9 protein-coding genes are annotated in these 11,693 nt (G+C 64.8%); 3 read left to right on the forward strand and 6 right to left on the reverse strand.

From position 1 onward, the window contains the following. Nucleotides 1-36: 36 nt before the first annotated feature. From Q9246_RS15775 to Q9246_RS15795, 5 genes are read right to left on the reverse strand one after another with little or no spacing between them, the layout of a single operon-like run. Nucleotides 37-573, reverse strand: coding sequence for an MSHA biogenesis protein MshP (locus Q9246_RS15775; protein WP_306391591.1), 537 nt, complete (start codon nt 571-573; stop codon nt 37-39). Continuing rightward, the gene (locus Q9246_RS15780; protein ID WP_306391592.1) at nt 570-1,394 is read right to left on the reverse strand and encodes a prepilin-type N-terminal cleavage/methylation domain-containing protein; all 825 of its coding nucleotides are present in this window, start codon (nt 1,392-1,394) and stop codon (nt 570-572) included. Before Q9246_RS15780 ends, Q9246_RS15775 begins: the two co-directional genes overlap by 4 nt. Further along, complete coding sequence (locus tag Q9246_RS15785; protein ID WP_306391593.1) at nt 1,391-1,843, reverse strand: type IV pilus modification PilV family protein; 453 nt, start codon at nt 1,841-1,843, stop codon at nt 1,391-1,393. Before Q9246_RS15785 ends, Q9246_RS15780 begins: the two co-directional genes overlap by 4 nt. Beyond that, a complete protein-coding gene (locus tag Q9246_RS15790) occupies nt 1,833-2,327 on the reverse strand; it encodes a pilus assembly FimT family protein (RefSeq protein ID WP_306391594.1) in 495 nt (164 codons plus the stop codon). Before Q9246_RS15790 ends, Q9246_RS15785 begins: the two co-directional genes overlap by 11 nt. Further along, nucleotides 2,324-5,440, reverse strand: coding sequence for a DUF6701 domain-containing protein (locus tag Q9246_RS15795; RefSeq protein WP_306391595.1), 3,117 nt, complete (start codon nt 5,438-5,440; stop codon nt 2,324-2,326). The genes Q9246_RS15790 and Q9246_RS15795 overlap by 4 nt, the downstream gene beginning before the upstream one ends. 189 nt (nt 5,441-5,629) lie before the next feature. Here Q9246_RS15795 and Q9246_RS15800 point away from each other — a divergent pair, with 189 nt between their 5' ends. Then, nucleotides 5,630-7,267 carry an ATP-binding domain-containing protein gene (locus Q9246_RS15800; protein WP_306391596.1) on the forward strand — a complete coding sequence of 546 codons (1,638 nt, stop codon included), beginning with the start codon at nt 5,630-5,632 and terminating at the stop codon, nt 7,265-7,267. A gap of 333 nt (nt 7,268-7,600) precedes the next feature. On the opposite strand, the gene leuA is transcribed toward Q9246_RS15800, so the two are convergent. Next, nucleotides 7,601-9,283 (reverse strand): 2-isopropylmalate synthase, encoded by a 1,683-nt coding sequence (gene leuA, locus Q9246_RS15805; protein WP_306398186.1) that lies wholly within the window; start codon nt 9,281-9,283, stop codon nt 7,601-7,603. 568 nt (nt 9,284-9,851) lie between these two features. Here leuA and Q9246_RS15810 point away from each other — a divergent pair. Then, nucleotides 9,852-10,976 (forward strand): NHL repeat-containing protein, encoded by a 1,125-nt coding sequence (locus Q9246_RS15810; RefSeq protein ID WP_306391597.1) that lies wholly within the window; start codon nt 9,852-9,854, stop codon nt 10,974-10,976. A gap of 205 nt (nt 10,977-11,181) precedes the next feature. Further along, nucleotides 11,182-11,634 carry a nuclear transport factor 2 family protein gene (locus tag Q9246_RS15815; protein WP_306391598.1) on the forward strand — a complete coding sequence of 151 codons (453 nt, stop codon included), beginning with the start codon at nt 11,182-11,184 and terminating at the stop codon, nt 11,632-11,634. Nucleotides 11,635-11,693 lie beyond the last annotated feature (59 nt).

The following is an 11,693-nucleotide window of genomic DNA, read 5'->3' on the forward strand; positions in this document are numbered from 1 at the left end:
GATGGTCCGCCAGGATTGCACGATCCTCCGGCGAGTTCAGGTTTCGCAGGGAATGAGGGTATTGGACGGATCCATGACCACGCAAACGGTGGCCACGCGTGCGCGTTCCACGTAGTCCGCCGCCGCGGCGGCGGCGCCCTGTTCCGGGCAGCTGGCGCCGCCGCCGTTGCAGGCGACGGCGCTGATCCGGTAGATGCGCTTGGCCAGGGGATCGGCGACCTGTTCGGGATCGCCACCCGGCCCCGGCAGGCGAATCCGTTCGCCCTCGAAATAGGTGCTGTACGAGCAGGTGATGGTGACCTGGAAGCCCGACTCGGCCTGGAACTGCGTCAGTGTGGTCGACGTCGGCGCCGGCTGGCACTGCGTGCCCAGCACGTTGAACGCCCATTCGACGCCGCCGCGCGCGGCCAGGCTGGCCCTGGCGCCGAGCAGCGCCTGGTTGACGGTGGCCTGCTGGGTCGCGGTCAGGCGCAGCAGCGCAACCGCCAGCCCGGCGACAACCACCAGCAGCACCACCGCCGCGATATAGGCAAAACCGGTCTGTCGACGGATGCGGAGGTGGATGCGATTCATGGCACGTTGTCCACATGGGCGCCGAGCGTGAGCGAGACCGCTTCGTCCTTGCCGCTCAGGGTGAGGTGGAGCCGGGCGTAGCCGCTTTCCTGGGTGGCGCCCTGGTTGGCGGAATACACGAAATCGCAGCTAGAAACGCCGCTGGCGAGCAGCGGCGCATTGGCCGGGACCGTGCAGCGCGGCGCCAGGCTGGCGTCGGTGCGGGCGATCCGGTACAGGTTGCCGCTGTCGCACACATAGGAAACGGTGCGCTCGGCAGCCGGCACGACCATGAAGCGGGCGCCGGTATAGCCTTCCGGGACGCGCAAGCCAGTCGCCGCCTGCAGCGTGATGCGCCGTTCGCCCATGCTGGCGGCGGGTGGCGCGCCGATCGCATCGACCAGGGCGACATTGACGCCGCCGTGGACGTCTGCCGGATTCTGGTTGCCGATGACGATGGCGTCGCCCTGCACGGGCTCCCGGTTGAATGGCGTGAGCACGTCGAACACGTGGCGCACTGCCGTATCGTCGAGGAAGGCGGCCGCTTGTGCGCCGTTCTGGTAATCCTGGTCATTGCGATAGCGGCCGCCATCGCTGCTCGGCACCAGTTCCAGGCATTGATTGGAGCCGAGGCGCAGCGAATTGGGCACGGCGCGGCGCACGTCGCCGACGATGCGGCGCAGCGCGGTATCGGCCTGGTGGGTCAGGGCGGCGCGCTCGGCCACCGCCAGGTAGGCGCGGATCGCCGGCGCCAGCTGCATGGACAGCACGCCGCCGATGATCCCGATCAGGACGATGACGACGATCAGCTCGACCAGCGAAAACCCTGACTGCCGTCTCATGGCTGGGTCCTCCATCCGCTCAGCGTCAGGCTCTCGCCGCCATGGGTGACGGTGACGTTGATGCGCCGCGCCTGCGCCGCCGGCACGCCCGGAAGGGCGGTGGCCAGCGGATCGACCGCAACGCTGACCTTGTAGCGTCCCAGGCCGGCGATGGCAACGCCGTCGGCATCGGTCACGGCCTGCGCCGCGTAGTTGGCATAGTCGCCGATCTCGTCGTAGCTGGCGCGGGTGGCGCCTTTCGTGCCGTCGCCGGCATAAGGCTTGAGCATTACTTCTTCCATCATGCTCTCGGCGATCGCCAGCATCTGCTGGGTGACCAGGGGATCGGCGCTGGCGACGCTGGCGCGATTGTAGGCCGCGACCAGGCCGGCCAGGGCGGCGCCGACGATGACGATGGCGACGATCAGTTCGACCAGGGTGACCCCGGCCATGCGCCTTTTATTTGACATAGCCGGTGCTTCCTTCGAGCCGGATGCTGCGCTGGACCACTGTGCCGAGCTTGACGTCGAGGGCGAGCCGGCCGAGCGGCGCGCCGTTGGCGCTGGCCGCCACCGTGCCGTCCGGCCGGAAGAACAGCAGCAGCGGCGCGTTCGCCAGCGCGACCTTGCTGTCGCTGCTGTCGTAGGCGCCGGCCTCGATGCCCTGCAGCGCCGCGGTGCAGGCGCCGGCGCCGGCATTCGCGGCGGGAAGGCTGGTGGCGGTGCGGATGGTCAAGCCGACCGAACGCTCGCCCAGCGATGCACACACCAGGCGCCGGTGCGCCACCGCCGACGTTTGCGCATGGCGCAGCGCACTGGCGACCTGGTCGCCGAATACGACCGCCGCCGTGGTGTTGTCGCCCATCAGCCGCGGGATGCCGATCGCGGCCAGCACGCCGAGCAGGATCATCACCGTGATCAGTTCCACCATCGTGAACCCTTTCTCGCGCCTCAATTGAACACCTCGCGCACGTGGATGATGCGGCGGTTGTCGACCGGGAAGACGCCGAAGGTGGCGCGCGCGGAAGGATCGATGGCAGGGCTGCCCCATTGGCCGTTGCAGGCCAGGGGCGAGCGCAGCCAGGCCTGCTTGGCGCCGGTGCTGGCGGGGTGCACCGTCAGGCAGGAGGTGTCCTGCTGATCTGGCCCCAGGTTGATGGCGATGTCGATCCAGCCCGGCACATTGCCCAAGACCGAGAGAATGCCCGAGCCATTCACGATTTTCACCTCGGGCAGGTTGTTGGCGGCGGGTGTGGCTCCGCCGGCGCTGCCGGGCGTCTGCGCGAAGGCGCTGCCGGGAATGACGGTGTAGCTATCCTGGGTGTTCACTACCCAGCTCTTGCCGCTCCAGAATTCGACCGTGACCGGCAATTGGAGCGGCTGCGTGCCGACCCGGCCGAAACGCTTGCCGAGGCGCAGGCGGCCGGTGCGGATGAAGGGTAGGGCCTGTTCGGGCTTGGCAATCGCCGGATCGGTTGGCGCGTAGGCGGAGTCGATGCGCAGGTTGGCGTCGGCGGCCTGGTTGTCGGCGCGCAGGCGGATCTGGAGCGGTGCGTGCTGCGCATTGTTGAAGGTGAAGCGCGGCTGTGGAGCGGTGTTCACCGTCTCGCCGGAGATGAAATGCTTGGCCTCGAACTCGCCAGTAATGACGCCCTCTGCAGGGGCGAACGCCGTGCCGTCTACCTTGATGGCGCTGAACCTGATGGTGTCGCCGCTGCCGTGGCCGGACGGGTAGTTCTTGGTGACCTGACCCTGTGCGTTCCGGGCGCTCAGCTTGAGCGGGATCGGTTCGCCCGAGTAGAAGAAATTGGTCTTCTTGCGATTATCGTCTTTCAGCTCGACCTGGAAATAGGCCGGTACGAAGGGGCCCGCCTTGGCCTGGCACGGGCCGTTGGCGCTGCCGCCGGTGGTGCCGGTCGTGTCGAGTTTACTGGCGAGGAATTTGGTGTGCGTCGCCCGCAGGTCGAGGTAGCCGGCTTCGCTGTAGTTGAGCGTGGCGCTGGCCTTGCCAGCGGCGAACTCGGTCTTGACGGCCGTGAGGCTGCCTTGCACGCCGGACGCGACGCAATCCAGCGCGACCTCGGTCTGCGTCGCCAGCGCGGTCAATGTGGCGGCGTTGAAATTGGGTGTCGTGGCGCCGCTCTTGTTCACGGCCGTGAGCGCGACCTTGAAGTCTGCGCCGGCCCGCAGCGGCTTGATGGCGCTGAGTTCGAAACGGTCCGGCGCCACGATGAATTCCTTCCTGCCCTTGACCGTCTCGACATCCGCGAGGGTGGCCTTGAGCGCTACCTTGCCGGCGTCAAGGTAGCTCAGGTTGACGCTAGCCTCGCCTTTTTCGTTGAACCTGGTATTCAGCGAAGCGGAAGCCTTGCAGGCGAACGAGCCGGTCGCCCCCTCGTTCGAGGTCACGGTCATCTCGCCGCTGCCGGTGGAAGGACTCACGTAGTCGCAGCTGTACTGGACCGCCTTGACGTCGACGAACGCGGGTACGCAGGCGCTCTGGCTATCGTTGGCCTTGAGCGCCTTGATGATGGCCGTGACGCTGTGGCCCGCCTTGTGATCGGGGAGTTCCGAGATACTGAAGTTCGCGCCGCCGGTGAACTCCATCTCGCAGCTGTTCGACTTGCCGTTGAAGCAGGCGACCGTCGGCTTGGTGCTGCCCTGGGTGAGAGACAGATTGACCTTGCCGGTGGCGATGTTCGACACCTCGGCGGCGGTGTTGACGCCGCTCGCATCGATCGTGACCTGCTTGCCGCCCGGCGCCATCGTCACCGTGGCGCCGCCGTTGTACAGCGTCGAGCAGTCGGCATTGGCGCAGGCGCTGACCTTCACGTATTCGACGGCGCAGGTGCCGGCGCTGCCATCATGCGTGATCAGGAAGTGATGCAGGCCGGTGGCCGGCGGCTTGACGGCTTCGCAGCGTGGGCCGTTGGCGGTATTGACCTCGTAGCCGCTCTGGTTGTCGACGCAGTCGCAGTAGCCTGGCCGCGTGCCGCTCTTGCAGAAAATCTTCTGGCTGACGCGGCCATGCCAGAACAGGGTCGCGAAGTCGACCGCCGCATTGCCGTTGATGATCGTCTCCGACGCTTCGAGCCTGAGCTGGCCGGTATCGACGTCGCCGTTGATGCGCACCGCCGACCCCATGGTGAGGTATTTCGATGCCGTGACCTTGCCGGTGACGATGCTGCTGGCCGCATACATGTCGACTTCGGGCGAGGTAATGTTGCCGTTGACCGTGCTGCCCGAGGCCAGCGTGAAGCGGCTGGTGGCGGCGATATCGCCTTTCAGCACGACCGGCGAATTGGTGGTGACGACGGTGCCCTTGATGGCGCCATCGATATTGGCATGCGATCCGATCGATACCGGCCCGGTCGAGGTGACCGCGCCGACGATCGTGACCGAGGAATCGGTGGTGATCGAGGCGCCGCTGACCCCGGCGCCGATGGTGCTGGCGGAACCGATATACACGGTCCCGGTCGAGGTGATGCTGCCGCTGATCCTGACCGACGAATTGGTGGTGACCTGGGTCCCGCTGACCGAACCGTTGATGGTGACGGCGGAAGCGATCGACACCGCGCCGCGCGACACCATGCTTCCGGTAATCTGGATTTGCGGGCCGGTGCCCAGGACCAGCGACCCGGCACTGACGTTGGCGGTCACATTGACCGGGCCGCCCACTTTGAACTCGCCGACCGCGTCGAACGAGCCGCCAGCGATGCTGATCTTGGCGGGATTGATCTGGCTGAGATCGATGGCGCCGGCACTGGTCAGGCGCGCGCTCCCCGACATCGTCAATCCATAGTCCCAGCCCGGAACAACGTTGGATTTGACGTGGACGCTGTAGCCACTGGAGATCGACATCGAATCGTCCCAGTTGGTCGATGGCAGATTGGCGCAGGTATAGGCCTTGCCGTCGAGCTGGCAACCCTTGACCTTGTTGCCATCGAATTTATGCACCTCACCGGCGTAGGCAGGCGCCTGCGCCAGGTACAGCGCGCACAGCAGCAGCCACGCCCACAGGCGCAGCGCTGGAGTTCGAATCGCGGTAAGAATGGACGGTAAGCGCACGAGGGCCCTGCTGCTGAGCGTAATGCCCGAAAGTGTGCACTGGATTGCCGCCAGGCGACAATAAGTTTTTCACTTCGGCAACGATTATGCGACGTTCCTGTCCACAAGTGCGTTCCCCCGACAACGGTGTGTGACTATGATGGAAACAGTCTTACAATAGTTTCCACTCTACTAAGGCTTGCAGACACCATGGCCCATATCCAACCAGCCGGCTGGCGCGAGATGGCCGTCACCGGCGCCGCCGCGCGCGAGATCGAAACCCTGGCCTACCTCGACCAGCGCCTGGCCGACACGCCCTACGTCATCTACCACGGCGTGCACTGGACCAATGTGGAGCAGGGGTATTCGGTGTATGGCGATGTCGACTTCATCGTGCTGGCCCCGAATGGCCGCATCCTGGTGATCGAGCAGGTCGCCGGCTTCCTGAACGAGACTCCGGAAGGCCTGGTGAAGAGCTACCAGGGCAAGCCGCGCAAGATCCGCAGCCAGATCCTGGCGACCATCGAGGGCCTGGCCAAGCGCTACCACGGCACGCTGTCAGTTGATTATCTTCTCTATTGCCCCGACTACATCGTGCGCGACCAGCAGTTGGCCGGGATCGACCCCGACCACATCATCGATGCCACCAACAAGCCCAAGCTGGCGCGGGTGATCCGCGAAGCGCTGCCGATCACCGACCGCAGCGACGAGTTCGACAAGGTCACGCGCTTTTTGGGCGACACGCTGAACCTGCGGCCCGACCCCAGCGCCATGATCGGCAACGCGGTCAAGATGGTGACGCGGCTGTCGGGCGGCCTGGCGACCTGGGCGCGGCGGCTCGAATTCTCTCCATTCCGCCTGCACGTGATCGGCACCGCCGGCAGCGGCAAGACCCAGCTGGCGCTGGCCGAATACACGGCCGCGATCGACGCCGGCCTGCGTCCGCTATATGTCTGCTTCAACCGGCCGCTGGCCGACCACATCGAACGCCTGGTCCCGGCCGGCGGGCGGGTGGCGACCTTCCACATGCTGTCCGACGCCTGGCTGCGCGCGCAGGACGTCACGCCCGACTACGGCGCGGCGGATGTGTGGGATCGCATCGAGACCTCGATGACGGGCGCCGCGCTGCCCGAGACCTGGCAGTTCGACGTGGTGATCGTCGACGAGGGCCAGGATTTCTCGGTGGCCTGGCGCGACATCGTGCTGCGCATGCTGAAGGAAGGCGGCCGCGCGATCTGGATGGAAGACCCGGACCAGAACCTGTACGGCCGCGCGATGGTGCCGCTGCCGGGCTGGGTGACGCTGCATTCGCACACCAACTACCGCAGCCCGCGCCAGATCGTCGACATGCTGACCAAGCTCGGCGCCGCGCGCCAGCCGGTGGAGGCGGGTAGTCCGTTCAAGGGGGCGGATATCGAGGAGATGACGTATCCGGAAGGGGATGTGGAAGCGATGCTGGCGCAGACCAGGCGCGCCGTGACGTCGTGCCTGGCGGCGGGGTTCGGGCGGCAGGATATCGCGATCTGCTCGTTCCGCGGGCGCGAGAAGTCGGCCATCCTGAAGCTCGATCGCTTGAGCGATGCGCACACGCTGCGCTCGTTCACCGGAGCCTATGATTTGTTCGGCAATCCGGTGTTTCGCGAAGGGGGATTATTGGCGGAGTCGGTGTACCGGTTCAAGGGGCAGTCGGCGCCAGCGTTGATCTTTACCGAGATCGATTTCGAGGAACTCGATGAGCGCGCGCTGCGTAAACTCTTCGTGGGAATGACGCGCGCGCGCTTGAAGCTGGTGCTGGTGATGAGCGAACGGGCTTCGGTGCAGATGCTCGATAGGATGAGTGGGGGGTGATGGTGGGTGTGGTGGTGGTGCGGGCAAACTTGGGTCCCCGCCTTCGCGGGGACGACGTGGTGGTACGGTGCCGTATGGGGTAAGTGCTAGCTGTGTATGCGGTAAGTGCTAGCTGTGTATGCGGTAACTGCTAGCTGTGTATGCGGTAAGTGCTAGCTATGTATGCGGTAACTGCTAGCTATGTATGCGGTAACTGCTAGCTGTGAATGTAGTAACCGCTAACTGTGAATGTAGTAACCGCTAGCGGTGTGTGTAGTAACCGCTAGATGTAAAACCGTCGCTCCCGCGAAGGCGGGAGCCCAAGTTCTCACGCCACATCGCAGGCAGCGATGATTACGCGGCCAGTTCGCCGGCTTCAGCGCCGCTTGCCGCCACATGCCGGTTCACCGCCGACAACACCGACTTGAACGACGCCGTCACGATATTGCTGTCGATGCCCACGCCGAACAGGGTCGGTCCATTCCCCACGCGCAGTTCGACGTAGCAGGCCGCGCGCGCATCGGCGCCCGAGCCGATCGCGTGCTCGTGGTAGTCCATCAGGCGAATCTCGAGCCCCAGCGCGTTGACGAAGGCGTCGATCGGGCCGTTGCCGGTGCCGGCGAAGGTCTGCGGCGCATGGTGGCGCGCCACGTTCACGTCGAGCTGGACTTCGTGTTCGCTGTCCTCGACCATGCGGTGCGAGATGTAGTGATATGGCTCGTCCTGCTCCAGGTACTCGCGCGCGAACAGCGCATGCAGGTCGCCGGCGTTGATCTCGCGGCCGCTCTCGTCGGCCACGCGCTGCACGGCGCGCGAAAACTCGATCTGCAAACGACGGGGCAGCTGCAGGCCGTATTCCTGCTCCAGCAGGTAGGCCATGCCGCCCTTGCCCGACTGGCTATTGACGCGGATGACGGCGTCGTAGCTGCGGCCCAGGTCGGCCGGGTCGATCGGCAGATACGGCACTTCCCAGATCGCGTCGGCCTGCTGCTTGGCGAAGCCCTTCTTGATCGCGTCCTGGTGCGAGCCCGAGAACGCGGTGAACACCAGGTCGCCCGCATACGGATGGCGTGGGTGCACCGGCAGTTGGTTGCAGTCTTCCACCAGTTGGCGCACGGCGTCGATGTCCGAGAAGTCCAGGCCAGGGTTGACGCCTTGCGTGTAGAGGTTCATCGCCAGGGTGACCAGGTCGACGTTGCCGGTGCGTTCGCCATTGCCGAACAGGCAGCCTTCGACGCGGTCGGCGCCGGCCATCACCGCCAGTTCGGCGGCGGCCACCGCGGTGCCGCGGTCATTGTGCGGGTGGATGCTGATGACCAGCGAGTCGCGGTTGTTCAGGTTGCGGCACATCCATTCGATCTGGTCGGCATACACGTTCGGCGTGGCCGCTTCGACCGTCGATGGCAGGTTGACGATCATCTTGTTGTCGGGCGTCGGCTGCCACACGGCGCTGACCGCATCGGTGATCTGCTTCGAGAAATCGAGTTCGGTAGTCGAGAACGATTCCGGCGAATATTCCAGGCCCCATTGGGTCTGCGGATGCTGGCTGGTGAGTTCCTTGATCAGCTGCGTACCCTTGACGGCGATCTGCACGATCTCGTCGCGCTCCATGCCGAACACCACGCGGCGGAACACCGGCGCCACCGAGTTGTAGATGTGGACGATGGCGCGTTTGGCGCCGATCGCCGATTCCACGGTGCGGCGAATCAGCTCGTCGCGTGCCTGGGTCAGCACGATGATGGTGACGTCGTCCGGAATGTGCTTGTCGTCCACCAGCATGCGCACGAAATCGAAGTCGGTCTGCGAGGCGGACGGGAAGCCGACCTCGATTTCCTTGATGCCGACCTGGACCAGCATCTTGAAGAAGCGCAGCTTCTTCTCGACGCTCATCGGCTCGATCAATGCCTGGTTACCGTCACGCAGGTCGGTGCTCATCCAGATCGGCGGCGTGGTGATGGTGCGGCTCGGCCACTGGCGGTCGGCCAGGGGGACGGCAGGGAAGGGACGGTATTTGGTGGCGGGATTGGTCAGCATGATCGGGGCTCCTGATGGGTTGGTCACTGGGCGACCTCATGGGTCTGTGAGGTGGCGGAGGCTGCCGGACGGGCCACGAAAAACGCTAGGCCCGGCAACCGATCGGTAGCTTTAGCAGCAGGCGAATGCCTGCGCGCGAGCCAGCCGCCAGGACGAACCCGGTGGAAAAAGTCGATGGTGCGAAAAATGGCGTGGTAGACATCGGTCGAATCCTGCTGCTGCTGTTGGGGCCGGCGAGGCCGGGACGTACGGCGGAGTTACGCGCGTAGTAGCAGGGCAGCCAGCGGTAGTGCGCCGGCGGCTGGTAGGGTGGTCGACAGATGCAGGGTGAAAGACATAATTTCGACTTTAAGGAACTCTTGGCCGTATGTCAAGCGGGAAATTGCCACTTGTGGAAAAGAAAGTACGGGAAATTGGCGCTGTTTTCGAGGCTGGATTGCGCAGCGAAAGTGTCGTTTCGACGCAGTGCTAGAGGGCGTGCGCGGCAGTTTATGCTCCTGTCATGGCTGAGAACAGCAGCAGTTAGTTTGCTGCGTGGTAGCATCGAAGACGGAACTTTCTGGAGAGATTCATGACCCGCCGTGCCGTGACCGATACCGCCCTTGACGCTGCCCGACTTCGACTGAAGCTGTGTGGCGCCGCCGCCCTGATGCTGCTGTGCTCCGCCTGCGGCGACGGCATCCCGAAGGACAAGGACGACGAGGACGATGGCGAATCGCCGCCGCCGCAGGCTGCGCTCTCGATCCTGGCGGGTGATGCGACGATCGAGGGCACGATGGACGGCACCGGTACGGCCGCCCGCTTCAAGTGGCCGCAGGGTATTGCGATCGATAGCGATGGCAATCTGTACGTCGCGGATACCGGCAACTTCGTCATCCGCAAGATCACGCCGGCGGGTGTGGTGACCACTGTGGCCGGTGCGGCCGGCACCAGCGACCACGTCGACGGCAATACCGGCAATGCCCGCTTCGGCAATCCGGTCGCGGTGGCGGTGAACCGTAGCGGGACGATTTATGTCACCGATAACCTGCGTATCCGCAGCATTACCACCAACGGACGTGTCAGCACGACGGCGCTGATCCCGATCGGGAGCAACGTCAGCGGAGGCCGCGTGGCCACGGTGACGCCGGGCGGGATCGCGGTCGATGCCAACGACAACCTGTTTGTCACCAATGGCTACGGTACGCGCAGGATCTCAAACGGCACTACTTTCATGCTGGAAGGCCAATCGGTCGTGAACGATCTGAGCGGCGTCAGCCTGTTTGAACCGCGTGGCGTGGCAGTGGACAGTAACAACAATGTGTTCGTGTTCGACCTGGAACGCGAGATCAGCCGCTGGAACCAGAACGGCCTGATCGGCACCAATCCCTTGATCACGCTGGCAGGGGCGCCGAACGTCCGGGGCGCGGCCAACGGCACCGGCAACGCGGCGCGCTTCGAGCAGGTGGTGGGCTTGACGGTCGACCCGCAAGGCAATGTTTATGCGGCGGATGCGATCAATAACCTGGTGCGCAAGATCACGCCGGCCGGCGTGGTCACCACGGTCGCGGGCACCACGCGCTCGATGACCCTGCGCACCGGAGATTTGCCGGGCAGCCTGGCGGACGTGCGCGGCGTCGTTGCGGATGGCAAGGGCAATCTGTATGTGACGTCGGGGAATGCGGTGGTCAAGATCAGGTTGCCGGAGTCGCGTTGATCGCCAGCTTCGGATGATCGTGCAAGCTTCGCGGAGGATCGCGCTAACGTGCGTCAGCGCATGCGCTGCACACTAGCTGTAAGCGGAAGCGCCGGGATGGCCTTCCCATTCAACGATCATCAGGGAGCGCGCTATGGAATTCTTTCGATCCGGTTCGGATGGTTCGTCACGGTGGACGATTGCCTGCTTATTGGTGGCTGTGCTGATGTGGTCCGGGTCCCCGGCGCATGCCGACAGCGGCTCGGCGCAAGCGCAAATTAACAAGGAAGCGGTGGGCAAGGCATTCGCCGCCTGGGCCGCCGGCGGGCAGACCTTCTTTGACGACATGCTGGCGCCGGATGTGGTCTGGACCATCAAGGGCAGCAGCTTGAGCGCCGGTGTCCACCGCGGCAAGCAGGCCTTGATCGACAAGGCGGTCAAGCCGCTGTCGACCCGCTTGCAACGCCAGATCCGGCCCACGATCCGCAACCTGTGGACCGATGGAGATCACGTCATCATCGAGTGGGATGGCGAGGCGGTGGCGAAGGATGGCAAACCCTATCGCAACAGCTATATGTGGATCTTCCGCATGCAAGATGGCCGCGCGACCGAGGTGACGGCTTATCTCGATCTGGCGGCTTATGACGACGTGCTGCGGCGGGTGCCGGTCTCGCGCTGATCGATTAGGTGGCTGCTATCTCGGTAAAGGATAGAGCCTGAGCAACGACATCGTGTGCA

Source organism: Telluria beijingensis, assembly GCF_030770395.1.
Classification (GTDB): Bacteria; Pseudomonadota; Gammaproteobacteria; order Burkholderiales; family Burkholderiaceae_D; genus Telluria; species Telluria beijingensis.

Coding starts and splice junctions, on each gene's coding strand:
- Q9246_RS15775 (WP_306391591.1), bottom strand. CDS start 573: ATGAATCGCATCCACCTCCGCATCCGTCGACAGACCGGTTTTGCCTAT.
- Q9246_RS15780 (WP_306391592.1), bottom strand. CDS start 1,394: ATGAGACGGCAGTCAGGGTTTTCGCTGGTCGAGCTGATCGTCGTCATC.
- Q9246_RS15785 (WP_306391593.1), bottom strand. CDS start 1,843: ATGTCAAATAAAAGGCGCATGGCCGGGGTCACCCTGGTCGAACTGATC.
- Q9246_RS15800 (WP_306391596.1), top strand. CDS start 5,630: ATGGCCCATATCCAACCAGCCGGCTGGCGCGAGATGGCCGTCACCGGC.
- Q9246_RS15810 (WP_306391597.1), top strand. CDS start 9,852: ATGACCCGCCGTGCCGTGACCGATACCGCCCTTGACGCTGCCCGACTT.
- Q9246_RS15815 (WP_306391598.1), top strand. CDS start 11,182: ATGTGGTCCGGGTCCCCGGCGCATGCCGACAGCGGCTCGGCGCAAGCG.